Below are 26,704 nucleotides of genomic sequence, written 5' to 3'. Positions count from 1 at the left end.
CATGCGCCAGTATCTCGACCTTCTCAGCCATGTCCTTGAAAACGGCAGCGACCGTGGCGACCGCACCGGCACCGGCACACGCTCGGTCTTCGGCCATCAGATGCGGTTCGACCTGGGGCGTGGCTTTCCTGTTGTCACCACCAAGAAGCTGCATCTGAAGTCGATCATCCACGAGCTTTTGTGGTTCCTCGCCGGCGACACCAACATCAAGTATCTCAAGGACAACGGGGTATCGATCTGGGATGAATGGGCCGACGAGAATGGCGATCTCGGGCCGGTCTATGGCAAGCAGTGGCGGTCGTGGCCGACGCGCGACGGCGACGAGATCGACCAGATCGCACTTTTGCTCAAACAGATCCGCAAGAACCCCAATTCGCGCCGGCTGATCGTCTCGGCCTGGAACCCGGAAGAGGTCGATGCCATGGCGCTGCCGCCGTGCCACTGCCTGTTCCAGTTCTATGTTTCCGACGGCAAACTGTCATGCCAACTCTACCAGCGCTCGGCCGACATCTTCCTCGGCGTGCCGTTCAATATCGCGTCCTATGCGCTGCTGACGATGATGGTGGCGCAGGTGACCGGGCTGAAACCGGGCGACTTCGTCCACACGCTGGGTGACGCACACATCTACCACAACCATTTCGACCAGGCGCGCGAGCAACTGACGCGCAGCCCGAAGACGCTGCCGACGATGTGGATCAATCCCGAGGTGAAGGACCTGTTTGCCTTCCGCTTCGAGGATTTCAGGCTCGAGAACTACGTCGCCGACGCTACCATCCGAGCGCCGATCGCGGTGTGAGGGCTACCGGATGGCACGCCGTGACGGACTGATCGCCCTGAGCGTTGCCGGCATGTCGGCGATGTCTGCTCCCGCATCCGCCAACGACACGACGGCGCAGCTTGGCGCCGGCGGGTTGATCATCGGTCGCAGCGACCAGATCGCCATGGAAAGCGAGGATCTGTTCATCTCCCCGGAGAAGGTGACGGTCGACTACGTGTTCCGCAACAATTCGGACAAGGATGTCGAGACGCTGGTGGCGTTTCCGATGCCCGACATCGAGGGCAGTCCCTACGCCAATGTCGACATTCCGGTGGATGCGTCCGACAATTTCCTCGGCTTCTCGGTATCGATCGACGGTCAGGAGGTGAAGCCTGAGTTGCAGCATTCGGCTTTTGCCGTGGGGCTGGATATCGGCAAGGAGCTGGACGCCAACGGCGTACCTTATTTTCCGTTCGGCGACGCGACGTTGAAGGCGTTGGAGAAGCTGTCGTCGGAAGTGGCGGCCGACTGGCAAAACCGCGGGCTGATCACACTCAATGAGTATGACGACGGTTCGGGCATGAAGAGCGTGCGCGAGCCTTTGTGGCAGCTGCGCTCGACTTATTGGTGGAGGGCCAGCTTTCCGGCGGGCAAGCCGGTGAAGGTCGCGCACAGCTACAAGCCGAGTGTTGGCGGCACGGCTGGTGTCAGCTTCTACACGGACGGAAAGTTTCAGGGGCAATACGACGACTACAAGCGCAAATACTGCCTCGACGAAAGTTTTGAACGCGCTGTCGAGAAGGCGACCAAGAATTCCGGTGACGGCTTCCCACCCTATACAGAAACCTGGCTGTCCTATGTGCTCACCACGGGCGGCAACTGGGCATTGGGCACGATAGGCAAGTTCAGGCTGACCATCGACAAGGGCGATCCAGCCAACATTGTCAGCTTCTGTGGCGCTGGCGTGAAGAAAGTGGGGTTGACCACCTTCGAGATGACTGCCACCGATTTTTATCCCGAGCGCGATATCGAAATTCTGATCCTGCAGCCCTACGATAGCCCACGATAAGCGACCGGGCGCAGATTCGCCTGGGTGGGAAGGGCGTCCGATGGAAGTTGCGATCTACGTGGCGATAGCCGAAAACGGTGTCATCGGCCGCGACAGCGGCTTGCCGTGGCGGCTGTCGAGCGATCTCAAGCGCTTCAAAGCAGACACGATGGGCAAGCCGATCATCATGGGGCGCAAGACCTGGGAGAGTTTCCCCAAGCGCCCTCTGCCGGGACGGCTGAACATCATCGTTACCCGTGACAAGGCGTTTCGCGCCGAGGGTGCGGAGGTGGTGCATTCGCTGGAAGACGCCATCACGCTTGGCACTGCCAAGGGTCGCTGCATGCCTGGCGTCACCGAAATCTGCGTCATCGGTGGGGGCGAGATCTACCGCCAGGCGCTGCCGCTCGCCGACCGGCTGCATGTTACCCATGTCATGGCGTCTCCCGACGGCGACACGCGCTTTCCCGATATCGATCCGGAGATCTGGGCGGTTGCACACGCCGAAGATTTTGCCGCCGGCGAAAAAGACAGCCATGCGACACGCTATACCGTTTACGAAAAGCGCCACGACGTGCATTGATGGTGTGAATTCATACATTTGTAGTGGAATCCGAGGCACTTCAAGGGCATCGCGTTGAAAGCGCTTGCCCGCATCCCTATAGATGGTGTCAGTAATTGTGCGGCCGTCTCAGGCGTGGCTGCCATGGTTTCGTAGTCGAAAGGACATTCATGCCCTGGAACAATCAAAGTGGAGGCGGCGGCGGTGGCCCTTGGGGTGGCGGCGGCGGCAATAATGGCGGCGGCGGCCCCTGGGGGCAGGGACCACGTCCAAGCGGGCCGCAAGGTTCGCCTCCCGATCTCGAGGACATCATTCGCCGGGGCCAGGACAAGCTGAAGCGCGCGCTGCCCGGTGGCGGTGGCTCGACCGGCGTGCTGTTCGGCCTTATCGGCGCTGGCCTTGTCGCTTTCCTGGCGTTTCAGTCGGTCTACACCGTGCAGCCGGATGAACTGGCGGTTGAACTGCGTTTCGGCAAGCCCAAGCAGGAATTGTCGCAGCCCGGCCTGCATTTCCACTGGTGGCCGATCGAGACTGTCGAGAAGGTCAACACGGCTGAAAAGCTGGTCAATATCGGCGAAGTCCGCGGCAGCACGTCTTCCGGCCTGATGCTTTCGGGCGACCAGAACATCGTCGACGTCAAGTTCTCCGTCGCCTACCAGGTTTCGGATCCCCAGGCCTATCTGTTCAAGGTTTCCGAGCCCGACATCATGGTTCGCCAGATTGCCGAGAGCGCGATGCGCGAAGTCGTCGGCCGCCGTCCGGCGCAGGACATCTTCCGCGACGACCGCCAGGGCATTGCCGCTGGCGTGCGCGACATCATCCAGTCGACCCTCGACCAGTATGGCGCCGGCCTTGCCGTGAACGCGATCTCGATCGAGGACGCGGCACCGCCGCGCGAAGTGGCCGACGCGTTCGACGAGGTGCAGCGCGCCGAGCAGGACGAAGACCGCTTCGTCGAGGAATCCAACCAGTACTCGAACCAGAAGCTCGGCCAGGCGCGAGGCGAGGCGGCGCAGATCCGCGAGGACGCCGCCGCCTACAAGAACCGCGTCGTTCAGGAAGCCCAGGGTGAGGCGCAGCGCTTCATCTCGGTCTATGACGAATATGCCAAGGCGCCCGACGTGACCCGCCAGCGCCTCTATCTCGAAACGATGGAAAAGGTGCTTCAGGGCTCGAGCAAGGTGATCGTCGAGCAAGGCAACGGCCAGGGCGTTGTGCCCTATCTGCCGCTGCCTGAATTGCAGAAGCGCGCTCCGGCGGCGGGAGGCAACTAATGTCCAATCGTCTTCCCATCATCGGCGTTCTCGCCGCTATCATCCTGTTCCTGATCTGGTCGTCGATCTTCGTCGTCAACGAACGCCAGCAGGCCATCGTGCTGCGCTTCGGCGAGATCGTCGACGTCAAGACCGAGCCGGGCATCTACTTCAAGGCGCCGTTCTCGATGTTCGAGGCCGACAACGTGCAGGTCATCGAGGACCGCGTGCTGCGCCTCGACCTCGACGACATCCGCGTCCAGGTTTCTGGCGGCAAGTTCTACGACGTCGATGCTTTCATCGCCTATCGCATCAACGACGCCCGCAAGTTCCGCTCGACGGTGTCGGGCAGCGTGGAACTGGCCGAGCAGCGCCTGCGCACCCGCTTCGACGCGGCCCTGCGCCGGGTCTACGGTGTGCGTGGTTTCGAATCCGCGCTCTCGGAAGAGCGCGCGGCGATGATGCGCGAGGTTCGCGACCAGCTGCAGCCTGACGCCACGTCGCTCGGCCTGGAAATCCAGGACGTCCGCATTCGCCGTACGGATCTCACCCAGGAAGTGTCGCAGCAGACCTTCGACCGCATGAAGGCCGAACGTCTGGCCGAGGCCGAAAGGCTGAGGGCCCGCGGCCGGGAAGCTGCGCAGCGCATCCGCGCCCGCGCCGACCGCGAAGTGGTCGAGATCGTCGCCGAGGCGCAGAAGGAATCGGAAATCCTGCGCGGTGAAGGCGAAGCTGAACGCTCGGCGGTGTTTGCCGACGCCTACAACCGCGATCCCGAGTTCTTCGACTTCTACCGGTCGATGAGCGCCTACGGCACGGCCCTGAATGCCGATGGCACGACCATGGTGCTGTCGCCGGAATCGGAGTTCTTCCGCTACTTCCGCGGCCCCGAAGGCGGTGCTGCAAAGGCTGCGCCGGCGCCTGCCGCCGGGGCTGCCGCTCCCGCCGCCAACAACTAAGCAGTGCGGGACTTCGTCGTCGCCATGGGCCTGGTCCTCGTCATCGAGGGCCTGGTCTATGGCGGTTTTCCCGCCGTGGCCAAGAGGATGGCCGCGCAGGCGGCCGAAATGCCCGAGGCAGTGCTCCGGACAGTCGGCCTTGCCGCCCTTGCCATGGGCGTCGGCATCGTCTGGCTCGTCAGGGGATAACGGACGATTTATCCCGTGCCCGTAGCAATGGTCGCAAACAGGCCTTATTTGTTTCCATCATGACGCTTCGCGTCCGGACGGCCCGGGCGCGATCTATGCCATGACAGCCCCGGGAGGCTTCCCTATGATTTCCACGCCCCTTTTGCGCGCCATGCGAAAGGCCTCTCTGGCCGCCACCACGGCGCTGATGATCGGCGCCTCCGTCGCCCCGTCCTTCGTGACGCCGGCGCTGGCGCAAGGACCGGAGTCGGTCGCCAACCTCGCCGAGGGCCTGCTGGGCGCGGTTGTCAACATCTCGACGTCGCAGACCGTCAAGGGCAGCGAGGGCGGTGAGGACGAGAACGCGGTTCCGATGCCGCAGCTTCCCGAGGGCTCGCCGTTCCAGGATTTCTTCGACGAGTTCTTCAAGAACCGCGAAGGCCAGAACAATGGCGGCTCCCAGAAGGTGCAGTCGCTCGGCTCCGGCTTCGTCATCGATGCCGAAAAAGGCATCGTCGTCACCAACAACCACGTCATCGCCGACGCCGACGAGATCGAGGTCAATTTCTCCGACGGCTCGAAGCTGAAGGCCGAGCTGGTCGGCACCGACACCAAGACCGACATTGCGGTGCTGAAGATCGACCCGAAGGCCAAGAAGCTGACCGCGGTGAAGTTCGGCGATTCCGACAAGATGCGCATCGGCGACTGGGTGATGGCGATCGGCAACCCGTTCGGGCTTGGCGGCACGGTCACCGTCGGCATCATTTCGGCGCGTAACCGCGACATCAATTCCGGCCCCTATGACGACTTCATCCAGACCGACGCTGCGATCAACCGCGGCAATTCGGGCGGGCCGCTGTTCAACATGGATGGCGAGGTCATCGGCATCAACACGGCGATCATCTCGCCCTCGGGCGGTTCGATCGGCATTGGTTTCTCGATCCCGGCCGAGATCGCGGTCGGCGTTGTCAACCAACTCGCCGAGTTCGGCGAAACCCGTCGCGGCTGGCTCGGCGTGCGCATCCAGCCTGTCACCGACGACATTGCCGAGAGCCTCGGCATGGCCACCGCCAAGGGCGCGCTGATTGCCGGCATCATCAAGGGCGGACCGGTCGACAAGGGCCAGATCCTGCCCGGCGACGTGGTGATCAAGTTCGACGGCAGGGACGTCGTCGAAATGCGCGACCTGCCGCGCGTCGTCGCTGAAAGCCCCGTCGGCAAGGCCGTTGACGTGGTGATCGTGCGCAAGGGCGTCGAGCAGACCGTCAAGGTGACGCTCGGTCGGCTCGAGGACGGCGAGAAGCTGGCTGAAGGCGAGGCCGCCAAGCCGGAAGAGGGCGCCGACAAGGGTGCCGAGGTCGCCACGGCAAGCGTGCTCGGCATGACCATCGGCGAACTCGACAGCGACGCGCGTGCCAAGTTCGGCATCGCTGCCGAGGTGTCAGGCGCGGTGGTCACTGCCGTTGCCAAGGATTCAGCTGCCGCAGAGCGCGGAATCGTCGCCGGCGAGGTGATCACCGAGATCGCTCAGGAATCGGTGTCGACGCCGAAGGAAGTGACCGACCGGATCGCCGCGCTCAAGGAGCAGGGTCGCAAGAACGCGCTGCTGATGCTGGCGTCCAAGACGGGTGAACTGCGCTTCGTGACGATCCGGATGGATTGAGTCAGGAGATTCAGGCAAACCCCTGAAAGACAAGGAAAAGGCGGCTAGTTGGCCGCCTTTTTCCGTTCTTGCCACTGGTTCCGCTTGAGGCTGTAGAAGACGTGGCGCTTGAGCTCTGGATGGGCGTCGGGAACGCGCGGGTGGTCGAAATTGCGCGACGGCTCCGCCCGCATTCCGAGGCGCTGCATGACCGCCGTCGAGCGATTATTGTTCCAGACGGCGAACGAGACGACTTCATCGTCGCCGATCGCCTCGAAAGCAAAATCGAGCCAGGCATCCGCCGCCTCGGTGACATAGCCCTTGCCCCAGAACTCTGGTGCAAGACGCCAGCCGATTTCGAGCGTGCCCTTGGGGATGAACGGTTCGAGGTCGGTGCGCAGCAGGCCGACGAAGCCGATGCATTCGCCTGTTCCGGCAATTTCGGCAGCGGCGAAGCCAAAGCCGTCGCTGTCGATGCCGGCGCGCAGCTTGTCCAGCAACCCGTCGCTCTCTGCGCGGCTGCGGCGCATGCCGAAGAACTCCATCACCAAGTCGTCGGAGTTGATGCGGTGGAAGAGGGCACGGTCGCGCTCTTCCCAGTTGCGCAGGATCAAACGCTCAGTACGAATCTCCTTCATCGCGCGAATTCGCGCGCGCTGTAGCCCTGGAGGTAGAGCAGGGCGGTAAGATCGGAATTGTCGATGCGTATCTTGGCTTGGGCGGCCACCGACGGCTTGGCATGAAGAGCAACGCCCGAGCCGGCGAGGCGGATCATGTCGAGATCGTTGGCGCCATCACCGACGGCCATCGCGTCGGTCGGGGTGAGGCTGAGGCGGGTAGAAATCTCGTTGAGCGCAGCGGCCTTGGCGGCGCGGCCGAGGATCGGCTCGGAAACCTTTCCGGTGAGCTTGCCGTCGGCCTCAATCAGGTGGTTGGCGCGGTTTTCGTCGAAGCCGAGCTTGGCGGCGATGCGCGAGGTGAAGACGTCGAAGCCGCCGGAGACGAGGGCGGTATAGGCACCATGCGCCTTCATGGTGGCGACCAGCGTTTTGCCGCCGGAGGTGAGTGTCAGCCTGGTGTCGATGATGCGGTCGATGACTGCGGCGTCGAGACCGGCAAGCAGCGCGACACGCTCGCGCAGCGCCGGCTCGAAGGCGATCTCGCCATTCATCGAGCGCGCGGTGATGTCGGCGACACGATCCTTGACGCCGATCTCGTCGGCGAGCTCGTCGATGCATTCCTGGTCGATCATCGTCGAATCCATGTCGGCGATGAGGATCTTTTTCCTACGTGTCGCGTTGTCCTGAATGGCAAAATCGATGGCTTCGCCGGAGAGGGCGGCGGCAAGCGACGCATGGGCATCGTCGGCCGAAAGTCCCGCTGGCAGGGCGATGTCGCAGGCAACGGCCTCGGCCAGCCACACAATGGCGCTTGCGCCCAGGGCGCGAGAGGCCTTATCGGCAAGGGACGGAGCCAGCAGAGCGCGGTCCGGATGGGAAATCAGCGTGGCGATCAGCGGCATCAAAAATTCCGGGACTAGCGAGGGGCGCATCAAGAACGCGACCCTGATAGCCGGGCCGACCGCCAGCGGCAAGTCGGCGTTGGCGCTCGAACTCGCCGAGCGTGACGGCGGCGTCATCGTCAATGCCGATTCGATGCAGGTCTATGGCGTGCTCGACGTGCTGACGGCGCGCCCGAGCGCCGACGATCTGACACGCGTGCGCCACTTCCTCTACGGCCATGTCTCGCCGGCGACGGCCTATTCGACCGGCAACTGGCTGCGCGACGTCGCCGTGCTGGCCGACAGCGGACTGTTTGCCGAAAAGCCGCCTGTGTTCGTCGGCGGAACCGGGCTTTATTTTCGGGGGCTCGCCGAGGGTATTTCGGAGATGCCCGAAATCCCAGCCGAGATCAGGGATCGCTGGCGCTGGCGCCTCAACGAGGAAGGTGCGCCGCGGCTGCATCGCGTGCTGATGCACGTCGACAGCGAGGTGGCGATGCGGCTGAAAGCCAGCGACGGCCAGCGGATCGTGCGCGCGCTGGAGGTGTTGGAGGCGTCGGGCCGCTCGATCCTGAAATGGCAGGCCGACAAGGGCCATCCGCTGATCGACTTCGCCACGGCGCGCTTCATCGTCATCGCGCCGGAACGGGACCTTCTGATCAAGCGCATCGACCAGCGTTTCGACAGGATGATCGAGGGCGGCGCGCTGGACGAGGTCAAGGAAATCATGGCGATGCGGCTTGCGCCCGAACTGCCGGCGATGAAGGCGATCGGTGTGCGCGAACTGGCGGCGGCCATAGCCGGCGAGATGAGCTTCGACGAGGCGATCGAACGTGCCAAGATCGCCACGCGCCAATATTCGAAGCGGCAATCGACGTGGTTCCGCAACCAGTTCGGGCCGGAGTGGCAACGAATCGGCGGCGAGGCCGGACGGACGTCCGGAGGCGCCGATGCATCGGAAGTGGCGGCAGGGATTAACCGTCCGTAAGGCGCAGCCATGACATAACCCGCGCAGGGGTTCCACTAGGATCATCATGCGCTTTCACCGGGCTGAAACCGCGTTTTTCATCTTCAGTGCGCTGATTTTGTCGGCAGCGCTGGGGATTTTCTACGCCTGGGGCCAGATGCAGGGGGCCGCGGAGGCGCTTTACACGCCCGGCTGGGTGCAGAGCGTCGAGGCCGTCGAGCGGCTGCTGTTCATGATCGCACTGCTTTTGAGCGGTACGCTTGTCTACGGCGTGTTCTTCATTTTTCCGCAGATCCGCACGCAGGTGAAGGAAGGCGGCGAGCTGCGCCAGATGACGGCGTCGCTGAGCGAGCGGTCGCGCACGCTTGAACAGGCGGCACTCACCGACGGTCTGACAGGCATGCAGAACCGGCGCTATTTCGACGATGCATTGCGGGAATATCTCGGCGAGTTTCGCCGCATCGACAGGCCTGTCGGGCTGATGATCCTTGATCTCGACCACTTCAAGCAGGTCAACGACACCTATGGGCACGACGCCGGCGACGAGGTTCTGCGCTCTGTCGCCAAGTGCCTCAAGAGCATGACGAGATATCACGACGTGGTGGCGCGGCTGGGCGGCGAGGAATTCGCCATCGTCGCGCCCAACATGGACATCGAGCTTCTGCAGCGCTTCGCCGAGCGCATGCGCAAGGCGATCGCCGGCATGGCCATCGAGGCAGGCGGCGCGCACCTCAACGTCACCTCGAGCTTCGGCCTCGCCTTGTGGGACCGCGAGGAAACGGCCGAAGAGTTCTATCGCCGCGCCGACAAACAACTCTACGAAGCCAAGCGGCAGGGCCGCAACCGCGTCTGCGCGTGAATTCCTATCGCTGAATTCGTGATGCCGGCCGCCTGACGCGGTTTTCTCCGCTTCCCGTGCTCACGGACTTGGTGTCCGCTCCGTTCCGGTTCTCGAAACCCACGCCATTCGGCACGACCTGACGAATTCCCCGATAGCAATAGGCACTGCGGAGCCGTTAGAGAAAGTCCTCCAGGCTGGCCAAGAAACGTTTGGGCGCTTCCAGCTGTGGCATGTGGCCAATATAGGGAATCGTTTCGAAACCTGCCTGCGGCATAAGCGCGTGAAGGGCCTTCGCCCGCTCAAGCGGGATCCAGGGATCGTCTTCTCCCCAGATGATCTGCACCAGGCAGCGCACATTTCCAAACAGGGGCTCGACCTCTGCCGTGTAACGCTCGTCGGCCTGGGCAAACTGCCTGTAAAAGCTGGCAGATCCGTCGTCCGTTAGCCATGGCTCGACCAGGCCGCGGATGTCGTCATCTGCGACCGTGCCGACCAGGGCGCCCCTGATGTAGGCCTCCACAAGCGCCCGGTGGATGTGGGTCGGCAGACCCTGGAAGGCCTCGACGTGCTTGCCCATGTGATCGAAGAATGCCGAGCCCCAGGGGCGCATCGCCACAACGTTCATCAGGACGTAGCGGTCGTAGTCGCAGCCAAGCAGAAGGTGCGCTCGCAAGGTGGTGGCACCACCGAAGTCGTGGGCAATGACCGAGGGGCGCACGAGTTGCCAGTGGGCAAGCATCTCGGCGAAAATCTCACCCTGGACATCGAGCGAAGTCCGCTGCGTGGCGACCTTGTCCGATTGCCCGTAGCCTGGCATGTCGTACCAGTGCACCCGGTATCGCCGCGCCAGATCAGGGATGACCCGGTGCCAGGAGAAGGACGACCAAGGCCAGCCATGCGCGAGCACGAGGTCGGGGCCATCGCCGGCGCGGCCGGCGCTGATACGGCCGGCGCTGGTCGAGACCGATTCGGAAAGCGTCCATTCGGCCATGCGCTTTTCTCCACGGTATGCCGGCTCTCATGGTCGCGGCTGCGGCGGCAGATGTCATGGCTCAGCGCCGGATGGCGACTGCGCCAAGGCGACGGAATTCATCTGCCATAGACCTTGGCTCTAACTTGCCGCTGGACGTCCTCGTCGAACGACGCAACACTGATCCTGCCGCCGTCTGAATGGCTGCGGCCGCATCAGGGCAGAGGAGGACGACGAATGGACGATTCAGACCGGTGGCGGAACATGGCGAGCGCGCCAAAGGACGGCAGCCGGATTCTGGTCACCGTGCGGCCTTCCGAACAGGGACCGGCGGAGGTCGACGTGGCCTACTGGGCCCGGCCCGACGCATTCGGCATCGAAGGCTGGCGCGCCGGCGATTCCTACCCGGGCTGCATCATCGGCTATGCCGATCCGGAACTGAAATGCTGGATGCCGCTTCCTACAGCCAATCTGAGCAAGAATTCCCCTGAAATGCCGACGCCCTGGGAAGGCGATGACGAGGAACAGCTGGACGGTTCGGGAATCTGAACTTGAACAGCCATTCTTGAGCCCGTTCAGTCCTGTGGCGGACGGCCGCCGAAGGTCGAGGGGCGCAGGCCGAAGCGGGTATCGAAATCGTCGTCCGGCTGCGGCCTCGGCGCTGCCGGTTTGCGGTAGTCGCTGTCGCCTGCCTGGCGCTGGACGTCGACGACTTCGGCGAAGCCGAGTGCCGTTGCTTGCGGTTTTGGCACGTTGCGCAGGCGCTCGACGACGGCGGCCAGATCGACGTCGTCGCCGCTGCTCGTCGGCGCCTCGGCGGCACGCTTGCCGGTGCCGGGGATAAGTTCGTCCGAAAGCTTTTCGAACTTCAGGCGCATTGTGGTGGCGACGCCTTCGCCAAAGGCGATGGCCTCACGCTGGCCCATCGACGACAGGAAGGAGAGTGTCGAGGCGGAGGAATCGGCGATGGCCGAGCGGATGATCGCCTGGTCCTGTTCGTTGGCGAGGCGCATGGCGAAAACGGTCGAGCATTGCGACAGGATTGTGGGGTCAAGTTCGCCCGGGCGCTGGGTGACGACGCCGAGGTAGCAGCCATATTTGCGGCCCTCCTTGGCGATGCGCGACAGCGCGTGGCGCGTCGGCGCAAAGCCGAGCCTGTGATCGGCGGGCATGTAGCGATGGGCTTCTTCGCACAGCAGCAGCAGCTTGAGGCGCCCTTCGCTCCACAGCGCAAGGTCGAAAGCGAGGCGGGCGAGCACCGAACAGACCGAATTGACGACTTCCGACGGCATGCCTGCCATTTCGAAGCAGGTGACCGGACGGCCATGCGTCGGCACGCGGAAGATGTTGCCGATGGTCTCGTGGATGGTGTCCTCGATCAGCCTGGAATGGAACATGAAGCGGTAGCGCGGATCGGCCAGCGCCGACTCGATGCGGGTGCGCAGCGACTTCAGGATCGGGCGCTCGTTCTTCGATTCGAGCAGGCCCATGCGTTCGTCGATCTGCTTGATCAGGTCTGCGATGCGGTAGGGCACGGGCGTGTCCGCGGTCAGCGCGTCGACGCCACGGCGCAGGAAGGCGCCGCCTTGGGGACTGCGGTAGAGGTTCTTGGCGACCGGAATGAGGTCGCGCAGCACGTCGATCTCGTCGGCGTCGGTCTCGCGGCCGCGAAACAGCACTTCCGAGAACTCCTCGAGGCGGAACAGCCAGAAGGGCAGGTCGAGCGAATTGGTGTCGACCTTGACGCAGTGCTCCGGCAGCGATGCAGCGAACTCGTTGTGCGGGTCCATGATTAGGACGCGCAAATCGGGCCGTGCCGAAATCGCCTTGCGCAGCAGGAGCGAGACGGCAGTCGATTTGCCGACGCCTGTCGTGCCGACGACGGCAAAATGGCGGGCAAGGGTCTCGTCGATCGCGATACAGGCGTCGATAGTATCGTCCTGGGAAAGCTGGCCGATGGTGACGGTGCGGCGTCCGGCAAGGTCGTAGACCGCCTGCAGGTCGCGGCTGCGTATGCGATGGGCGATGGCGCCGATATAGGGATAGGCGGTGATGCCGCGGTCGAACACCGGGTGCTTGTCGGTGCCCACGTCACGAACCTCTCCGATCAGCTCGACATTAACCTCGATGGGGTTGTCGCCTTCGCTGCTCCACGAGCGGTCGGACTTGGCGATGGAATAGACCAGGCCGATGGTGCGGGTTTCGCCGAGATTGATGCAGATCATGCGACCGACGGTCCACAGGCCGACTGCGGCCGAGGCGCCTTCGGCATAGGCGCTGATGACCGCGCGGGCGCCGTCGCACTGCACGACATGGCCAAGGATGCGGGCGTCGTCCTGTTTCGGGTCGCGTCGCTCCTGAGAGGTGGTTTCTCCGCCCTCGGCCTGACGTTCGAAGTACATCCCAGTAAATCCCCCAAATCTGACCAAGAGAATAGCGCTGTGCGGTTAAGGTGGGGTGATGGTTGATGGTGTAGCGATCGTTAAACGAAACGCTCGCATTGCAGCTTCCGAAGCACCGGGTGACGTTGCGGAAAAATTGCTGCGCCCGGTTGACAGCGCGGCGTCTCGCGCACTAACGTCCGCGCCCATGAACAAGACACTCATTCTCGTAGTAGGACTGCGCGTGGGCAAGGCGGTGTAACCGCCGGGCGAAATCCCCCCATGCGCAAATGTGAAGGCTCCCTCGGGGGCCTTTTTTATTGCCCGAAACAGGACTAAACGAGCAGCAACCGCCGAGAACGGCGAAGGAAAGACGGGACGGACCGATGAGCGGACATAGTGACAGCGGACGACGCGAAATGACCGGCGCCGAAATGGTGGTGCAGGCGCTGAAGGACAATGGCGTCAAGCACCTCTTCGGCTATCCCGGCGGCGCCGTCCTTCCGATCTATGACGAACTGTTCCAGCAGGACGACGTCCAGCACATATTGGTGCGCCACGAGCAGGGTGCGGGCCATGCCGCCGAAGGTTATGCGCGCTCGACCGGCAAGGCCGGCGTGATGCTGGTGACGTCGGGGCCGGGCGCCACCAATGCGGTGACGCCGCTGCAGGATGCGCTGATGGATTCGATCCCGCTGGTCTGCATCACCGGCCAGGTGCCGACCTCGCTGATCGGCTCCGACGCCTTCCAGGAATGCGACACCGTCGGCATCACCCGGCCGTGCACCAAGCACAACTGGCTGGTGAAGGACGTCAACGAACTGGCCGGCATCCTGCACGAGGCCTTCCATGTCGCCACCACCGGCCGTCCTGGCCCGGTCGTGGTCGACATCCCCAAGGATGTGCAGTTTGCCCGGGGCACCTACACACCGCCGCAGACTGCGCCGCGCACCTCTTACCAGCCCAAGGTCCAGGGTGACCTGGAGAAGGTCAAGGAAGCCGTTGCCCTGATGGCCACCGCCAAGCGGCCGATCATCTATTCCGGCGGCGGCGTGGTGAACTCCGGCGCGGAAGCAAGTCACCTGCTGCGCGAGCTGGTCGACCTGACCGGCTTCCCGATCACCTCGACGCTGATGGGCCTCGGCGCCTATCCGGCATCGGGCAAGAACTGGCTCGGCATGCTGGGTATGCATGGCAGCTACGAAGCCAACATGGCGATGCATGACTGCGACGTCATGGTCTGCATTGGCGCGCGCTTCGATGACCGCATCACCGGCCGCCTCAATGCGTTCTCGCCGAACTCGAAAAAGATCCACATCGACATCGATCCGTCGTCGATCAACAAGAACGTGCGTGCCGACGTGCCGATCCTGGGCGATGTTGGCCGCGTGCTGGAAGATATGGTGCGGTTGTGGCGGGCGACCGCCAAGGCGGACAAGAAGACGCTGTATCCGTGGTGGGAGCAGATCGCCAAGTGGCGCGCCCGCGACAGCTACGCCTACAAGCAGAACAGCGACGTGATCATGCCGCAATACGCGATCCAGCGGCTGTATGAGAACACCAAGCACCTCGACACCTACATCACGACAGAGGTCGGCCAGCACCAGATGTGGGCGGCCCAGCACTACGGCTTCGAGAAGCCGAACCGCTGGATGACCTCGGGTGGCCTGGGCACGATGGGCTACGGACTGCCGGCAGCACTCGGCGTGCAGATCGCGCATCCTGAATCGCTCGTCATCGACATCGCCGGCGACGCTTCGGTGCAGATGTGCATCCAGGAGATGAGCGCGGCGCTGCAGTATGATGCGCCGATCAAGGTGTTCATTCTCAACAACTCCTATATGGGCATGGTGCGCCAGTGGCAGCAACTGCTGCACGGCAATCGCCTGTCGCATTCCTACACCGAGGCGATGCCCGACTTCGTCAAGCTGGCGGAAGCCTATGGCGGCCACGGCATTCGCTGTGACAAGCCGGACGAGCTCGACGACGCGATCAAGGAGATGATCTCGGTGAAGAAACCGGTGATTTTCGATTGCCGCGTGGCGACCCTCGCCAACTGCTTCCCGATGATCCCGTCGGGCAAGGCGCATAACGAGATGCTGCTACCGGACGAGGCGACCGACGAGGCGGTGGCCAACGCCATCGACGCCAAGGGCCGCGAACTGGTGTGACGGACCGCGTGCGGCCTTCGGGGAAGGCCGCACAATCAACGAGTTGGCGCAAACGCCTGAGATCGAGATTCATCTTATGAACGCACAGCTACAGCCCACCGGTTCGGCCTATTTCATTGCCAAGGAAACCGAGAAGCCGGAAACCCACACGCTATCGGTGCTGGTCGACAACGAACCGGGCGTGCTTGCCCGCGTCATCGGCCTGTTTTCCGGCCGCGGCTACAACATCGAAAGCCTGACCGTCTCTGAGACGGAGCATGAGAAGCACCTGTCACGCATCACCATCGTGACGCGCGGCACGCCGCATGTGCTCGAGCAGATCAAGCACCAGCTCGAGAGGATCGTGCCGGTGCACCGCGTCGTCGACCTGACGGTCACTGCGCAGGAACTGGGGACCGGCGGCGCGCTGGAGCGCGAGCTGGCGCTGGTCAAGGTGTCGGGCACCGGCGACGCCCGCGTCGAGGCGCTGCGCCTGGCCGACGCCTTCCGCGCCAAGGTGATCGACGCCAACACCGAACACTTCATCTTCGAGCTGACCGGCAAGGTGTCGAAGATCGAGCAGTTCATCGCCATCATGAAGCCGCTCGGCCTGGTCGAGGTCTGCCGCACCGGAGTGGCGGCGATGAACCGCGGCCCACAGGGGATGTGAGGGCAGGGCGCGGTTTCGGCCGACGCCCTACATGCCTGGCCACGCGATCGTTCGGGGCCAGTCGTTGGCGGCCTCTGGCTGCTGAGGGTGATTGCAACAACGTCCGGGCAGTGTAGGTTCCGGGCGTTCAAGCTCAACTTCACAGCCTCAAGATGAACGACCTGACCGACCAGGATCTCTGGAACAAGATCACCGGCTACGACTTCGACGATCCGCAAGCCGAAGCTCCGTTTTCGGTGCGGCTGGCGCGGGACAACGGCTGGACGCCCGAGCGCACCAAGACGGCCATCGATCAGTACCGCCGCTTTATCTATCTGGTCTGCATTTCCGATGACATGCTCAGCCCGTCGCCCGACGTCGATAAGGTCTGGCACCTCCATCTGATCTACACCAAGGACTACTGGAAACGCTTCTGCGACGAGACGTTGGGGCAGGAGGTCCACCACTATCCGAGCCGAGGCGCGGACGAGAGCCAGGGACACCTGCGTGATGCCTACGCCAGGACTCTTGAATTTCTGACCGAGGAGTTCGGCGAGGCTCCCGATGCCACCGTGTGGCCTGCCGCTGATGCCAGGGATCGGCCTCTGGCGGCCGGGGCGCTCGGACTGGGATCCGCGGTCCTGCCCGCGGCCGAGATCACCTTCGGGATCGCCCTGGTTTTGATCGTGATTACGGTTTCGCTGCTCTGGAGCAGTGGCATGATCGGAAAGGAGATCGGCGTGGGCCTGTGCGTGGCGGGTTTCATCGCCGCGATTGCGTTCCTGCCAATCAGGCGTCGGCGCCGGCGCCGTTCGGCAGCCGGGGATAGCGGTTGCGGCGCCGGTGGCAGCAGCGGAGATGGCGATGGTGGCGGCTGCGGCGGCGGTGATTGAGGCTGCCGCCATTGAGGCGTTCCGGCATATCTGGCTTAGCGCTTGAACGTCACTGGATCGTTGCCGAATCTTTCAAATAAGGTCAGTAATGCTGACATAAAATTACCCAAAGGGAGGGATCGATGACCTACGACGCATTCCTTGCACTGCTGGTCTATGCGTTCGTGACCTCGGTCACCCCGGGACCGAACAATTTCATGCTTTTGGCCTCGGGCGTGAATTTTGGCTTCGTGCGCACGATCCCGCACATGCTCGGCATCGGCTTCGGATTCTTGTCCCTACTGCTTGGCGTCGGCTTCGGGCTGGGCGCGGTGCTGACGGCGTTTCCGGCGCTGCATCTGGTGCTGAAGATCGCCGGCGGGGCCTATCTGCTGTATCTTGCCTGGCGCATCGCCATGTCGCGTTCGCTCGGCAAGGACGGCGAAAGCAAGGGCCAGCCGATGACATTTCTCGAAGCGTCCGCCTTCCAGTGGATCAATCCGAAGGCCTGGGTGATGGCCGTTACCGCGATGGCGCTTTACACCAGCACCGAAGCGCCGTTCCTGTCGGTGCTGATCATTTCCGCTGCCTTTGCCGTGGTGAACGTGCCGAGCGTGTCGTGCTGGGCCGGTTTCGGCATGGCGCTGCGCGGTTTCCTCGCCGACCCGGTGCGGTTGAAATGGTTCAACATTGCCATGGGCGTGCTTTTGGCGGCGACGCTGTGGCCGATGCTGAAATAGTCAGAATAGCTCGATCGCCGGCCGGTTCAGCATCAGCCAGAAGATGGCAATGACGCTGAAGAAGGCTGGGAAGCCGCAGGCGAACCAGACGCGGTAGAGCCTGAAGTAGCTGTCGGGCAGGCGCCGCCCCCTGGCAGCGGCGTCGCGCGCCAGGTTCCGCATCTTGATCTGGATGAACACCACAGGCAGCCAGAACAGACCGGTCAGCACGTAGAGTGCGAGCGACAGGACGATCCAGCTCTCTGTCAGAGGCCAGCCGACCTCATGCGCCAGCCAGGCCCCGGTAACCGGCTGCAGAATGACCGCCGTGGCGGTGAAGATCGTGTCGGCGACGACCACGGTGCCGGCGACATGGGCGATGGTTGCGGGATCGCGCGTGCGATGGGCCATGACCATGAAAAAGGCGATGCCGGCCCCGGTGCCGAACAGCACGGCGGCACCGAGGACGTGGGCGAGGCGGAGGATTTCTTCCATCGTTCAGCGCTCATCCAGAATGGCAAGCGCCACCAGCGCCAGCACGATCGACGGCAGCACCTTGACCAGCGGACCGAGCGGATCGGCCCAGAGGCCTGAAACAAGCACTGTGGCCGACGCGAGATAGCCAAGGGAAAGCACGACCATGCCGATCAGCGCCGGTTTGGCATAGCGGCGGATGACAACGCCCAGGCCAAGCGCGATGTCGGCAAGGCTGGTGACCAGGGTGATGGCAGAAGCGAGCCTCTCGGATGCGCCGGCAGCGGCAAGATGCGCTGACGAGGCATCGAAGCGTAGCAGCGCGACGACACCGGAGAGCAGCCAGAACAGGCAAAGCGTGCCGATCACCAACGGTTTCAGCAGATAGAGCCGGGCGAACCACAAGTCCTGCACGCCGGCGGGATTTGCTGCCAGCGTCTGGTCGAGGGAGTGCGGCTTGCGGCCGGCCACGGTCGCATGGGCCGTGATGCCGCCGGCCGCGACCGCGAGTGCTGTCGAACGCAGGGGCGAACGCCAGCCGAGCCCGCCAAGCAGGTCGGCAGCACTGGAGGCGATACCGGCAAAAATACCGGGAAGGGCAAGCACGCGTGCCGGCGGCAGGCCGAGCCATTGGCGATGGCGTGCGACGGCTTCAGCGAGCGTCATTGTCTCAGGCGCCGCCAGGTCGAGGTCACTGCCGGCTGGGATTTGAGCCTGACAAGGCGTCGGCGACGGCGTCAGCGACGTCGTCAAGCGCAACGAATTGCATGCGGCTGTCGCCCAGGACCAGCGGGGTTACAAGCGGAAACGCCGCCAGCGCCCGCAGCAATGCCGAGCCGCCATGGGCCGCGCGGCCGATGACAATGGCGGGGCGCAGCATGACGAAGGCCAGGCCAGAGGCCCGAAGAGCAGCGTCGGCCTGCCGCTTGGTGGCGAAGAACGGGGTGTCGGCGGCGACGTCGTCGGTGCGCGCCGATATCTGGACGAGGAGGCGCGGCGCCGCGACCTGGTAAAGCGCATTCATGGCGCCGAACTGGACAGCAGCGACATCGTCGCGTGGACCATCCTGCAGTGCGCCGGCGCAATTGACCACGGCATCGATGCCTTGAAGCAGCGGAAGCCAGTCCGCGGGCTGCGACAGCTGTGCGATGTCGGCCTTGACCCAGTCGAAGTCGGGATGGCGGCGGGCGGCAGTTTCGGTGTCTCGTGCCAATGCAACGACCGAATGCCCGCGCGTGGCAAGCGACCTTGCCACCGCCGCACCGATGAAGCCGTTGCCGCCGAGAATCAGAACCCGCATGGCGGAACGATAGCCAGCTTCGGGGCGACACGGCAAACCTCGGCTGGCCCAAGGCGAGGATGCTTGCGTGGCGCCGTGCCGGCGCTTAGCCTCCTGCCATGTCACACGACCATGACCACCATCACGACAATGAGCTCGATCCGATGGCCGCCCGCGTGCGGGCGCTGGAGACCATCCTGACCAGGAAGGGCCTGATCGACCCCGAGGCGATCGACGTCATCGTCGACACCTACGAGACCAAGGTCGGCCCACGCAACGGCGCGCGCGTGGTGGCCAGGGCGTGGTCCGATCCCGAATTTGCCGACTGGCTGAAACGCGACGCGACTGCCGCCATCGCCTCGCTTGGTTATAGCGGGCGGCAGGGCGAGCACATGCAAGCGGTGTTCAACACCGACGAGACGCACAACCTCGTCGTCTGCACTTTGTGCTCTTGCTACCCGTGGTCGGTGCTGGGCCTGCCGCCGGCCTGGTACAAGGCGCCGCCCTATCGCAGTCGGGCGGTGATCGACCCGCGTGGTGTACTGGAAGAATTCGGGCTCACCTTGGCGGCGGACAAGAAGGTTCGCGTCTGGGATTCGACCGCCGAGCTGCGCTATCTCGTCGTACCACAGCGGCCCGCAGATACCGATGGCTGGAGCGAGGAAGAACTTGCCGAACTGGTGACTCGGGATTCGATGATCGGCACGGCGCTCGCGCGGGAGGCGGCATGAACGGACCGCACGACCTCGGCGGGCAGATGGGCTTCGGGCCTGTCGCGCCGGAACAGGACGAGCCTTATTTCCACGCCGAATGGGAAAAGCGCGCGCTGGGTGTGACGCTGACGGCAGGCGCCATGGGTGCCTGGAACATTGACGAAAGCCGACATGCGCGCGAGAGCCTGCACCCGGCCGACTATTATGCGTCGAGCTACTACGAGATCTGGATCAAGGCGCTGGAAACGCTGCTCAAGCGACACAACTTTGTCACGGAGAATGATCTCGAGGCTGGCGATGCTGTCGACCCGGCGGCGACGCCCAAGCGGGTGCTGAAAGCAGAAAATGTGCCAGCTGTGCTTGCCAGAGGCGGGCCTTGCGACCGACCGGTGGAGGGGCTGGCGCGGTTTTCGGTTGGTCAGCGTGTGCGGACCAAGAATTTTCACCCGACCGGCCACACCCGCCTGCCGCGTTATGCCCGCGGCAAGGAGGGGGTGATCGACGCTGTGCGCGACGGTTTTGTCTTCCCTGACAGCAATGCGCCTGGCCGAGGCGAAAACCCGCAACGGGTCTACACCGTGGTGTTTTCCGGCGGCGAATTGTGGGGCGAGGGGGCGGATCCGACGCTTGAAGTCAGCATCGATGCCTGGGAGAGCTACCTTGAGCCGGCATGAGGCCGGGATTCCGGCAGGAACAGGGGCGCCCGATGCGCCTGTTTTCGCCGAGCCCTGGCAGGCCGAGGCCTTTGCCATGGTGGTGGCGCTGCACGAGCGCGGCCTGTTCAGCTGGGCGGAATGGGCCGAGCGGCTGTCGGCGGAGGTTAGGCGGCCGCAGGCAGCAGCCGATGGAAGCGACTATTACGAGCGCTGGCTGGCGGCGCTTGAGAGGCTGTTGGCGGAAAAGGGGCTTGCCGGCCATGACGAGGTCGATGCTGTCGCCGCCGCATGGGCGCGGGCCGCGTACGCCACGCCGCACGGCCAGCCGATCGTGCTGGAGAACGATCCGGAAAGCGCGTATTCGCCTGGCATCCGCTAAGGCTCGGCGCCCTAGAGCTGCCGCCACATACGGTGCACGATGTGGGTTTTCAGGCCGGCCTTGAAATCCGGGATACTCTGGAGCAGTCGAAAGCCTTCGCGCTCCCAGAAGGCGCGGCCGCGGGTGTTTTCGTCGAGCACGGCAATCAGAAGCCGTGTCCCGTTGCGCGCCTGTGCTGTGGCGGTCAGGTGGTCGAGGAAAGTGCGACCGAGGCCCACACCACGGCAGTTCTGATCGATCAGCAGCAGCCCGACATAGGCGTCGTCGGTTTCAGGATAGCCGAAGGCCATGTCGGCTATGGCGACAAGCGTTCCGCCGGGCAAGAACATGCCAAGTTTGCAAGACGCCGCGAGATCGCTGCCGGGCGGATGGTCGGTGAAGAAGTCCGCCACCATCTGATCGGTGGGTTCCGTGCCGGATTCCAGCAAGACGAAGTCGGCGGCGCGATCATAGAGGTCGCGCACGGCGGAAGCATCCGCCGGGATCAGCGGCCGGATTTGAGGGATTGCAGGATCTGTCGTCAAGACAAGGGCTTTCTTCGATCCTGAGCGGCGTAGCGGCAGTCTTTGGAAAACTCAATGGCGGAGCCGGGCAAACTGACAGGCCAGCCGATCGGCTCGGGACAAGCCGTATCGGTGGGGCGCGAAGACCTTATTTTGGGTGCTGTCGTTGATGTGTTTGCCTGAACGACACGAACGCGACGACGGCTCAATCGCCGTCGAAGAACTTGCGGATCGACGCTTCCAGCCTTTCGATGAAGGGGTGATCGTGGCCACTTCCAGCCCAGATCAGGGCGTTCAGCCTGGTGTCCTTGTTGAGGAAGTTCAGCTTCCCTGAATCCAGCAGATATTCCGCGATTGCGTAGTGGCGTCCCTTGATGGCCTCGATGAGGGCGTTGTTTCGTCCGCTTTTGTCGGTGGAATTGACGTCCGCGCCGTGCTCCACCAGCAGCCTGACGACATCAACATGGCCGTTCTTTGCGGCTTCGATCAGGGCCGTCCTGCCGTAATATTCCGCCTTTGCGTTGATGTCCGTTTGCGGGTGTCCGACGATGGCGACAATGCAGGCGTGGTGGCCTTTGGCGGAGGCCAGGCTCAGCGGCGTGCTCTTCCATCTGTTCCTGCAATTCACATCGACGTCCGGGTGGCCGAGCAGCGTTTCCACCATTGGGACATGGGCGTTCAGGGCCGACAGGTGAAGTGCCGACCAGCCGTCGTCGTCCGCCTGATTGACGTCGGCGCCGGCGGCAAGCTCCGCACTGGCGGCGTCTACATCACCGCGCTCCGCTGCCACAAGCAGGGCAGGCCAGGTCTCGGCTTCATCGCTTTGCAGGCTTCTGGTCATGTCAGTCGCCTTCATGGAGATGCACGCGCCACGATATCACAATTTGCCAGGTTTCTCGCGGTTGGCTGATGAGCGAGGGTTCCCTTTCCGAGGAAGACTGCACCTTATTGGGCCAACTTGTCAGCTTATGTGGCGCTTCGGGACGCAATCTCTTGCCCTTGGCCGCCGAATCCTGTCAGTCGAAACGATGGATTTTTCACCTCAGCAAGACGAAGCGCTGCAGGCAGTGGCGCGCTGGCTCAAGTCCGGAAGGCCGCAGATATTCCGGTTGTTCGGTTATGCCGGCACCGGCAAGACGACGCTTGCGCGCTATTTCGCCGAGCATGTCGACGGCCAGGTGCAGTTCGCTGCCTTCACCGGCAAGGCAGCGCAGGTGCTGCGCTCGAAGGGTGCCACCAATGCGCGCACCATCCATTCGCTGATCTACCGGCCGAAGGGCGAGGAGGCGATTGCCGACGAGGCGACCGGCAAGACCTCGATGTCGCCGACATTCTCGCTCAACCGGCAGAGCCCGATCGCCAAGGCCAAGCTCGTCGTCATCGACGAATGCTCTATGGTCGACGAGCAGCTCGGGCGTGACCTTCTGACCTTCGGCACGCCGGTTCTCGTCCTGGGCGACCCGGCACAGTTGCCGCCGATTTCGGGCGGCGGTTTCTTCACCGAACACGAGCCGGATTTCCTGCTGACCGAAATCCATCGCCAGGCGCGCGACAACCCGATTCTGAGGCTGGCGCTTGACGTGCGCGAGGGCCGTGAATTCATGCGTGGCGACTATGGCACGGCGCAGGTGATCGGCAAGGAGGACGTCACCCAGGATCTGGTGCTCGAAGCCGACCAGGTGCTTGTCGGTACCAACCGGACACGGCGGCGCTACAACCAGCGGCTGCGCGAGCTCAAGGGTTTTACGGCAGGATACCCACAGGCGGGTGACAAGCTTGTCTGCCTGCGCAACGACCCGGCCAAGGGTCTGCTCAACGGCTCGTTGTGGAAGGTGATGACCTCGTCGCGCGAGACGGTGAAGCCCGGCATTAACCTGCTGGTCGCGCCCGAGGAGGACGATCCCGACCGTGGCGTCGCCAAGATCAAGCTATTGAAACAGACTTTTGAGAGCCCCGACGAGGAGATCCCGTGGGGCACCAAGAAGCGCTACGACGATTTCGACTACGGTTACGCGCTGACGGTGCACAAGGCGCAAGGCTCGCAGTGGAACAATGTCGTGCTGTTCGACGAGAGTTGGGCATTCAAGGACACGCGCCAGCGCTGGCTCTACACGGCGATCACGCGTGCGGCCGAACGGCTGACGATCGTCCGCTAGAGCATTGGGCCGGCTGGCAACCCGCCGATGCGCGCGTTCTCGAGCGCGAGGATGCGCATCGAGACGGTTCTGCAATAATTTGCCGCAGTTGGCTTTACGTGAGCCGAGCCGCCTTGCTTGCCGTCAGGCGACGATCTCGAACAGCACTGCCGTGGCGTCGTCCGAGATCTTGAAGCGCGGGAATTGCTGGCCGTCGGGGTCATCGACCCGTTCGATATGCCGAAGCTCCTGCAGGAGCGGGGCAAGGCCTGTGCTGGCAGCGGCGCGGACCAGGTCGGAGACGCCATAGCGGCCATACTGGTCGGCAAGGGCGGCGAAGCCGTCGGAGCACAGCAAGCCCCTGGCCGGCAGGGCAACGTCGAGCTGCTCGGAGGCGAGATGATCGGCGGCGGCGGGCTCGATGCCGAGGGTCCAGACCGATCCGCCAGGCTGGTTGTAAGCGGCGCGGCGGCGGCGCAACTCGTCGCGCACAACGGGCTCGTCGGCGAGCGCCTGATGCGTCGCGAATCCACCAGACTGTGCAATCGCCCGCCGGGCGCCGTCGCGCTCATTGGCGTAGGCGGCCTTGATGGCAGAGGTTTCGACGACCTTGCCATCGGCGTCGACCAGGAACAGGCGGCAATCGCCCAGGCCGTGCGTGACCAGCCGGTCGCCTTCGACATGAACCATCTGGAAGCTCGCGATCGGCAGATTCCAGGCCTCGATCGGCAAGGCGTGGGCCGCCTCGTGCACGACATTGGCGGCGCGCTGGTTGAGCTCGCGCACGACCTCGGCGACCTTGCGGCCACTACGGACGAGTTCCTCGAAGGTGCTCTGGGCAAAACGCGCGAGCCAGGCGGCATCCGAACCGTGCAGGCCGACGATGCTGGTGCCGCCGAGGCCGGTGGCGCCGTCGATGACAAAGGCGCAGCTGGCATTGCCGCCGGCGCTGTCTTCGTTGGGACGCGAGGCAGAGCCCGGGTCAGTGATCGAATCGATAATGCGGATGTTTGGCATGATGATCGCTGTGTGGCGCGCGCCGATGACCGGAGTGTGACCGCGGCAAGGTGTGTGAAGGTTGCAGTTTGCACAGTCCGTGGCAGATTGTCAGGTCAGGCAACCGAACCTTTGTTGGTCCATGGCAGTCTTTCAACAGATCGTCAGTCTCGGCCCGAATTGCCGCGCAAAGTTCCATATCCGGAAGATTTTCGGCGAGCACATCTCGAGGCGGGGTGTGTTCGACTGGCAGGTGACGCCTGTTCCAGCCGTTGCCGAATACATCAGGCGCGACTTCAACGGCTTGTTCGAGCGGGACGATCTCCATGTCGTCGACGGCGTCGTCTTCAACAAGCGCTTCGGCACCAGCCACATGCACGAGTTTCCCAAAGACATCGCCGAGAATACGCTCGACGCGCTCTATGCCAAGGCACGCGAAGGCCATGACATCTGGTGCGCGGTCAGCAGGATGGCTCTGAACAACGATCTCTCGACATTGTTCGTACTGGCCCGTCCGGTGTCGGCGGGCGATATGGCCGAGATTTCCGGTCTCATCGAAAAGGCGCGTCCCGGGCGACGTTTCCTGCTTCTTGCAGCGCCTGAGGGCGATCATGACAACCACTGGAGCGGCGATCACGAGGTCTGGAAAGCGCATCTGTCGTCGTTTCAGATCAGGTGGCCGCTGTCGGCCATCATGGCCGAGCAGATGCGGCGCCTGCGCAAGAATGTCCGCTATCTGAGGCCACGCTCGATGAGAGCCTAGCCGGCGTCGGCCGGCTTTGCGCCGAGCCATTCCCACGCCTTGATTTCGTCGGCATCGGTGAAGTGTTTTGTTTCGATCGAGGTGAGTGGCGCAAACAGGCCGACGACCGGGCCCATCCAGACAGGGCCACCGACGAGCGCATAGCGCCTGATGTGATGCAATGCCTTCCACTTGCCCCTGAAGGTCATGGGATCGAACAAGGCCGACCAGTCGAACCCGTCATATCCGCTCGCGCGCAGCAGGACGTCGATCTTGTCATGGCCTTCATAGGCGGCATCGAGCAGGCCATAGGCGTTTTCGATGTCGGCCTGGGTGAAATGGCCGACGATCTCAAAGGCAAAGACCTCCGCATTGTCGGTGTCGATGCGCCGGAAGGGCGGTGGAGCATCCATGGAGCTCATCGGGTTGTCCTCGTCGATGCGGCTTCAAGCTGTGAATGATCCTTTCCGACAATCGATTCCGATTGTCGGGGTCATGCATCCCGTATCGTCACTGGAACACATAAAAGCGCTCTCTGTTCCCGACCAAGCCGTGATAGGTGGCGTGGGTGTCGCTTTTGCTGAGAGTTGCCGATGCCTGCCAAGCTGTCCGTGAACGTCAATGCCGTCGCTATGCTGCGCAACCGCCGCGATCTGCCGTGGCCGAGCGTCACCGGCCTGGGGCGCATCGCACTCGCCGCCGGCGCACACGGACTGACCGTGCATCCGCGCCCCGACCAACGCCATATCCGCTTTTCCGACGTGCCTGAAATCCGAGCGCTGATCGACGACGAGTTTCCCAAGGCCGAATTCAACATCGAGGGCTATCCGACGGAAGATTTCCTCGAACTGGTCGAGAAGCACCAGCCGGAGCAGGTGACGCTGGTGCCGGACGATCCGTCGCAAGCAACCTCCGACCATGGCTGGGATTTCGCTGGACAGGCCGGCCTGCTCAAGCCTGTGGTGGCGCGGCTCAAGAAGGGCGGCTTCCGCGTTTCGCTGTTTTCGGATGCCGAACCGGCCGGAATGTCTGCCGCCCGCGACACCGGTGCCGACCGGATCGAGCTGTTCACCGGGCCCTATGGCGCTTGCTTCGATGACAAGGCAAAGGCCGCCAGGGAACTGGAAAAGCTGGCAAGAACCGCCGAGGCGGCTCTGGCGGCGGGCCTTTCCGTCAATGCGGGACACGACCTCGTCGTCGACAACCTGCCGCAGTTGATGAAACACATTCCCACTTTGGCTGAAGTTTCGATCGGCCATGGGCTGACAGCCGATGCACTGGAGCATGGCATGGCCGGCACGATCAGGCGCTATCTCAAGGCTTGCGGGTGGTAATATCCAGGCGAGCCATGCGTCGCCCGCATGAGCTCAACATTAGCTGTCGCAAAA

The 26,704-nt window shown here is 63.5% G+C and carries 29 protein-coding genes and 1 pseudogene; 20 read left to right on the top strand and 10 right to left on the bottom strand.

Annotation, left to right across the window (positions count from 1 at the left end):
* The first annotated feature begins 1 nt into the window (after nt 1).
* The 7 genes from Amn_RS18225 (at nt 2) to Amn_RS18195 (ending at nt 6,410) form a co-directional block, all read left to right on the top strand.
* The gene (locus Amn_RS18225; protein WP_286290862.1) at nt 2-796 is read left to right on the top strand and encodes a thymidylate synthase; all 795 of its coding nucleotides are present in this window, start codon (nt 2-4) and stop codon (nt 794-796) included.
* Nucleotides 797-806: 10 nt separating this feature from the next.
* Nucleotides 807-1,826, top strand: coding sequence for a DUF4424 domain-containing protein (locus Amn_RS18220; RefSeq protein WP_263006641.1), 1,020 nt, complete (start codon nt 807-809; stop codon nt 1,824-1,826).
* 40 nt (nt 1,827-1,866) lie between these two features.
* Nucleotides 1,867-2,388, top strand: coding sequence for a dihydrofolate reductase (locus Amn_RS18215; protein ID WP_192315594.1), 522 nt, complete (start codon nt 1,867-1,869; stop codon nt 2,386-2,388).
* Between the two features lie 149 nt (nt 2,389-2,537).
* Complete coding sequence (hflK, locus tag Amn_RS18210; protein ID WP_067960518.1) at nt 2,538-3,641, top strand: FtsH protease activity modulator HflK; 1,104 nt, start codon at nt 2,538-2,540, stop codon at nt 3,639-3,641.
* Nucleotides 3,641-4,579, top strand: coding sequence for a protease modulator HflC (gene hflC / locus Amn_RS18205; protein ID WP_286290861.1), 939 nt, complete (start codon nt 3,641-3,643; stop codon nt 4,577-4,579). Before hflK ends, hflC begins: the two co-directional genes overlap by 1 nt.
* A gap of 3 nt (nt 4,580-4,582) precedes the next feature.
* Nucleotides 4,583-4,768: a DUF2065 domain-containing protein gene (locus tag Amn_RS18200; protein WP_263006644.1), complete on the top strand. Its 186-nt coding sequence runs from the start codon at nt 4,583-4,585 to the stop codon at nt 4,766-4,768.
* A 124-nt stretch (nt 4,769-4,892) separates the two neighbouring features.
* Nucleotides 4,893-6,410 (top strand): DegQ family serine endoprotease, encoded by a 1,518-nt coding sequence (locus Amn_RS18195; RefSeq protein WP_067960527.1) that lies wholly within the window; start codon nt 4,893-4,895, stop codon nt 6,408-6,410.
* Between the two features lie 44 nt (nt 6,411-6,454).
* Here the strand turns inward: Amn_RS18195 and Amn_RS18190 are convergent, their stop codons facing one another.
* The gene (locus tag Amn_RS18190; protein ID WP_154386661.1) at nt 6,455-7,027 is read right to left on the bottom strand and encodes a GNAT family N-acetyltransferase; all 573 of its coding nucleotides are present in this window, start codon (nt 7,025-7,027) and stop codon (nt 6,455-6,457) included.
* Nucleotides 7,024-7,911 (bottom strand): phosphoserine phosphatase SerB, encoded by an 888-nt coding sequence (gene serB, locus Amn_RS18185; protein WP_182573501.1) that lies wholly within the window; start codon nt 7,909-7,911, stop codon nt 7,024-7,026. The genes Amn_RS18190 and serB overlap by 4 nt, the downstream gene beginning before the upstream one ends.
* On the opposite strand from serB, the gene miaA reads away from it, so the two are divergent.
* Complete coding sequence (miaA, locus tag Amn_RS18180) at nt 7,901-8,878, top strand: tRNA (adenosine(37)-N6)-dimethylallyltransferase MiaA (RefSeq protein WP_185910400.1); 978 nt, start codon at nt 7,901-7,903, stop codon at nt 8,876-8,878. The two genes, serB and miaA, sit on opposite strands and share 11 nt — an antisense overlap.
* Before the next feature lie 46 nt (nt 8,879-8,924).
* Nucleotides 8,925-9,716 carry a GGDEF domain-containing protein gene (locus tag Amn_RS18175; protein WP_263006645.1) on the top strand — a complete coding sequence of 264 codons (792 nt, stop codon included), beginning with the start codon at nt 8,925-8,927 and terminating at the stop codon, nt 9,714-9,716.
* Between the two features lie 157 nt (nt 9,717-9,873).
* On the opposite strand, the gene Amn_RS18170 is transcribed toward Amn_RS18175, so the two are convergent.
* Nucleotides 9,874-10,689 (bottom strand): alpha/beta fold hydrolase, encoded by an 816-nt coding sequence (locus Amn_RS18170; RefSeq protein WP_286290860.1) that lies wholly within the window; start codon nt 10,687-10,689, stop codon nt 9,874-9,876.
* A gap of 216 nt (nt 10,690-10,905) precedes the next feature.
* On the opposite strand from Amn_RS18170, the gene Amn_RS18165 reads away from it, so the two are divergent.
* A complete protein-coding gene (locus Amn_RS18165) occupies nt 10,906-11,217 on the top strand; it encodes a hypothetical protein (protein ID WP_067960538.1) in 312 nt (103 codons plus the stop codon).
* A 26-nt stretch (nt 11,218-11,243) separates the two neighbouring features.
* Here Amn_RS18165 and Amn_RS18160 read toward each other — a convergent pair whose 3' ends face one another.
* Nucleotides 11,244-13,070: an ATP-binding protein gene (locus Amn_RS18160; protein ID WP_263006646.1), complete on the bottom strand. Its 1,827-nt coding sequence runs from the start codon at nt 13,068-13,070 to the stop codon at nt 11,244-11,246.
* A gap of 398 nt (nt 13,071-13,468) precedes the next feature.
* On the opposite strand from Amn_RS18160, the gene Amn_RS18155 reads away from it, so the two are divergent.
* From Amn_RS18155 to Amn_RS18140, 4 genes are all read left to right on the top strand, one after another.
* Entirely contained in the window at nt 13,469-15,220 is a 1,752-nt protein-coding gene (locus Amn_RS18155; protein WP_269441465.1) for an acetolactate synthase 3 large subunit, read from the top strand.
* A 76-nt stretch (nt 15,221-15,296) separates the two neighbouring features.
* The gene (gene ilvN, locus Amn_RS18150) at nt 15,297-15,869 is read left to right on the top strand and encodes an acetolactate synthase small subunit (protein ID WP_067960547.1); all 573 of its coding nucleotides are present in this window, start codon (nt 15,297-15,299) and stop codon (nt 15,867-15,869) included.
* A 152-nt stretch (nt 15,870-16,021) separates the two neighbouring features.
* Nucleotides 16,022-16,741: a glycine-rich domain-containing protein gene (locus Amn_RS18145; protein ID WP_286290859.1), complete on the top strand. Its 720-nt coding sequence runs from the start codon at nt 16,022-16,024 to the stop codon at nt 16,739-16,741.
* Between the two features lie 122 nt (nt 16,742-16,863).
* The gene (locus Amn_RS18140; RefSeq protein ID WP_263006649.1) at nt 16,864-17,460 is read left to right on the top strand and encodes a LysE family translocator; all 597 of its coding nucleotides are present in this window, start codon (nt 16,864-16,866) and stop codon (nt 17,458-17,460) included.
* On the opposite strand, the gene Amn_RS18135 is transcribed toward Amn_RS18140, so the two are convergent.
* Both Amn_RS18135 and Amn_RS18130 read right to left on the bottom strand, forming a co-directional pair.
* Nucleotides 17,461-17,934 (bottom strand): DUF2269 family protein, encoded by a 474-nt coding sequence (locus Amn_RS18135; RefSeq protein WP_286290858.1) that lies wholly within the window; start codon nt 17,932-17,934, stop codon nt 17,461-17,463.
* A gap of 3 nt (nt 17,935-17,937) precedes the next feature.
* Nucleotides 17,938-19,213: pseudogene (locus Amn_RS18130) on the bottom strand (SDR family oxidoreductase).
* A gap of 98 nt (nt 19,214-19,311) precedes the next feature.
* Here Amn_RS18130 and nthA point away from each other — a divergent pair.
* The 3 genes from nthA to Amn_RS18115 are packed head-to-tail and all read left to right on the top strand — an operon-like array spanning nt 19,312 to nt 20,940.
* Nucleotides 19,312-19,923 carry a nitrile hydratase subunit alpha gene (nthA, locus tag Amn_RS18125; protein WP_286290857.1) on the top strand — a complete coding sequence of 204 codons (612 nt, stop codon included), beginning with the start codon at nt 19,312-19,314 and terminating at the stop codon, nt 19,921-19,923.
* On the top strand, nt 19,920-20,579 hold the full coding sequence (gene nthB, locus Amn_RS18120; RefSeq protein WP_286290856.1) for a nitrile hydratase subunit beta: 660 nt from the start codon (nt 19,920-19,922) through the stop codon (nt 20,577-20,579). The genes nthA and nthB overlap by 4 nt, the downstream gene beginning before the upstream one ends.
* Entirely contained in the window at nt 20,566-20,940 is a 375-nt protein-coding gene (locus tag Amn_RS18115) for a nitrile hydratase accessory protein (protein ID WP_286290855.1), read from the top strand. Before nthB ends, Amn_RS18115 begins: the two co-directional genes overlap by 14 nt.
* Before the next feature lie 11 nt (nt 20,941-20,951).
* Here the strand turns inward: Amn_RS18115 and Amn_RS18110 are convergent, their stop codons facing one another.
* Nucleotides 20,952-21,464, bottom strand: coding sequence for a GNAT family N-acetyltransferase (locus Amn_RS18110; RefSeq protein WP_286290854.1), 513 nt, complete (start codon nt 21,462-21,464; stop codon nt 20,952-20,954).
* Between the two features lie 184 nt (nt 21,465-21,648).
* Nucleotides 21,649-22,284 carry an ankyrin repeat domain-containing protein gene (locus Amn_RS18105; RefSeq protein WP_286290853.1) on the bottom strand — a complete coding sequence of 212 codons (636 nt, stop codon included), beginning with the start codon at nt 22,282-22,284 and terminating at the stop codon, nt 21,649-21,651.
* Between the two features lie 187 nt (nt 22,285-22,471).
* Between Amn_RS18105 and Amn_RS18100 the strand changes: the two genes are divergently transcribed.
* On the top strand, nt 22,472-23,599 hold the full coding sequence (locus Amn_RS18100) for an ATP-dependent DNA helicase (RefSeq protein WP_182573496.1): 1,128 nt from the start codon (nt 22,472-22,474) through the stop codon (nt 23,597-23,599).
* Between the two features lie 123 nt (nt 23,600-23,722).
* Here Amn_RS18100 and Amn_RS18095 read toward each other — a convergent pair whose 3' ends face one another.
* Nucleotides 23,723-24,595, bottom strand: a complete 873-nt coding sequence (locus Amn_RS18095; RefSeq protein WP_286290852.1) for a protein phosphatase 2C domain-containing protein — start codon at nt 24,593-24,595, stop codon at nt 23,723-23,725.
* A gap of 121 nt (nt 24,596-24,716) precedes the next feature.
* On the opposite strand from Amn_RS18095, the gene Amn_RS18090 reads away from it, so the two are divergent.
* Entirely contained in the window at nt 24,717-25,337 is a 621-nt protein-coding gene (locus tag Amn_RS18090; RefSeq protein ID WP_067960580.1) for a hypothetical protein, read from the top strand.
* On the opposite strand, the gene Amn_RS18085 is transcribed toward Amn_RS18090, so the two are convergent.
* The gene (locus tag Amn_RS18085) at nt 25,334-25,738 is read right to left on the bottom strand and encodes a SpoIIAA family protein (RefSeq protein ID WP_182573494.1); all 405 of its coding nucleotides are present in this window, start codon (nt 25,736-25,738) and stop codon (nt 25,334-25,336) included. The genes Amn_RS18090 and Amn_RS18085 overlap by 4 nt on opposite strands.
* Nucleotides 25,739-25,909: 171 nt before the next feature.
* On the opposite strand from Amn_RS18085, the gene Amn_RS18080 reads away from it, so the two are divergent.
* The gene (locus tag Amn_RS18080; RefSeq protein ID WP_286290851.1) at nt 25,910-26,650 is read left to right on the top strand and encodes a pyridoxine 5'-phosphate synthase; all 741 of its coding nucleotides are present in this window, start codon (nt 25,910-25,912) and stop codon (nt 26,648-26,650) included.
* Nucleotides 26,651-26,704 lie beyond the last annotated feature (54 nt).

The sequence above is a fragment of the Aminobacter sp. Y103A genome, assembly GCF_030294925.1.
GTDB classification, from domain to species: domain Bacteria; phylum Pseudomonadota; class Alphaproteobacteria; order Rhizobiales; family Rhizobiaceae; genus Aminobacter; species Aminobacter ciceronei.
Note: the sequence above shows the minus strand (reverse complement) of the source record. Positions and strands in the feature narration are given on the sequence as shown.

Coding starts and splice junctions, on each gene's coding strand:
- Amn_RS18225 (WP_286290862.1), top strand. CDS start 2: ATGCGCCAGTATCTCGACCTTCTCAGCCATGTCCTTGAAAACGGCAGC.
- Amn_RS18220 (WP_263006641.1), top strand. CDS start 807: ATGGCACGCCGTGACGGACTGATCGCCCTGAGCGTTGCCGGCATGTCG.
- Amn_RS18215 (WP_192315594.1), top strand. CDS start 1,867: ATGGAAGTTGCGATCTACGTGGCGATAGCCGAAAACGGTGTCATCGGC.
- hflK (WP_067960518.1), top strand. CDS start 2,538: ATGCCCTGGAACAATCAAAGTGGAGGCGGCGGCGGTGGCCCTTGGGGT.
- hflC (WP_286290861.1), top strand. CDS start 3,641: ATGTCCAATCGTCTTCCCATCATCGGCGTTCTCGCCGCTATCATCCTG.
- Amn_RS18195 (WP_067960527.1), top strand. CDS start 4,893: ATGATTTCCACGCCCCTTTTGCGCGCCATGCGAAAGGCCTCTCTGGCC.
- Amn_RS18190 (WP_154386661.1), bottom strand. CDS start 7,027: ATGAAGGAGATTCGTACTGAGCGTTTGATCCTGCGCAACTGGGAAGAG.
- serB (WP_182573501.1), bottom strand. CDS start 7,911: ATGCCGCTGATCGCCACGCTGATTTCCCATCCGGACCGCGCTCTGCTG.
- Amn_RS18175 (WP_263006645.1), top strand. CDS start 8,925: ATGCGCTTTCACCGGGCTGAAACCGCGTTTTTCATCTTCAGTGCGCTG.
- Amn_RS18170 (WP_286290860.1), bottom strand. CDS start 10,689: ATGGCCGAATGGACGCTTTCCGAATCGGTCTCGACCAGCGCCGGCCGT.
- Amn_RS18165 (WP_067960538.1), top strand. CDS start 10,906: ATGGACGATTCAGACCGGTGGCGGAACATGGCGAGCGCGCCAAAGGAC.
- Amn_RS18160 (WP_263006646.1), bottom strand. CDS start 13,070: ATGTACTTCGAACGTCAGGCCGAGGGCGGAGAAACCACCTCTCAGGAG.
- Amn_RS18155 (WP_269441465.1), top strand. CDS start 13,469: ATGACCGGCGCCGAAATGGTGGTGCAGGCGCTGAAGGACAATGGCGTC.
- ilvN (WP_067960547.1), top strand. CDS start 15,297: ATGAACGCACAGCTACAGCCCACCGGTTCGGCCTATTTCATTGCCAAG.
- Amn_RS18145 (WP_286290859.1), top strand. CDS start 16,022: ATGAACGACCTGACCGACCAGGATCTCTGGAACAAGATCACCGGCTAC.
- Amn_RS18140 (WP_263006649.1), top strand. CDS start 16,864: ATGACCTACGACGCATTCCTTGCACTGCTGGTCTATGCGTTCGTGACC.
- Amn_RS18135 (WP_286290858.1), bottom strand. CDS start 17,934: ATGGAAGAAATCCTCCGCCTCGCCCACGTCCTCGGTGCCGCCGTGCTG.
- nthA (WP_286290857.1), top strand. CDS start 19,312: ATGTCACACGACCATGACCACCATCACGACAATGAGCTCGATCCGATG.
- nthB (WP_286290856.1), top strand. CDS start 19,920: ATGAACGGACCGCACGACCTCGGCGGGCAGATGGGCTTCGGGCCTGTC.
- Amn_RS18105 (WP_286290853.1), bottom strand. CDS start 22,284: ATGACCAGAAGCCTGCAAAGCGATGAAGCCGAGACCTGGCCTGCCCTG.
- Amn_RS18100 (WP_182573496.1), top strand. CDS start 22,472: ATGGATTTTTCACCTCAGCAAGACGAAGCGCTGCAGGCAGTGGCGCGC.
- Amn_RS18095 (WP_286290852.1), bottom strand. CDS start 24,595: ATGCCAAACATCCGCATTATCGATTCGATCACTGACCCGGGCTCTGCC.
- Amn_RS18090 (WP_067960580.1), top strand. CDS start 24,717: ATGGCAGTCTTTCAACAGATCGTCAGTCTCGGCCCGAATTGCCGCGCA.
- Amn_RS18085 (WP_182573494.1), bottom strand. CDS start 25,738: ATGAGCTCCATGGATGCTCCACCGCCCTTCCGGCGCATCGACACCGAC.
- Amn_RS18080 (WP_286290851.1), top strand. CDS start 25,910: ATGCCTGCCAAGCTGTCCGTGAACGTCAATGCCGTCGCTATGCTGCGC.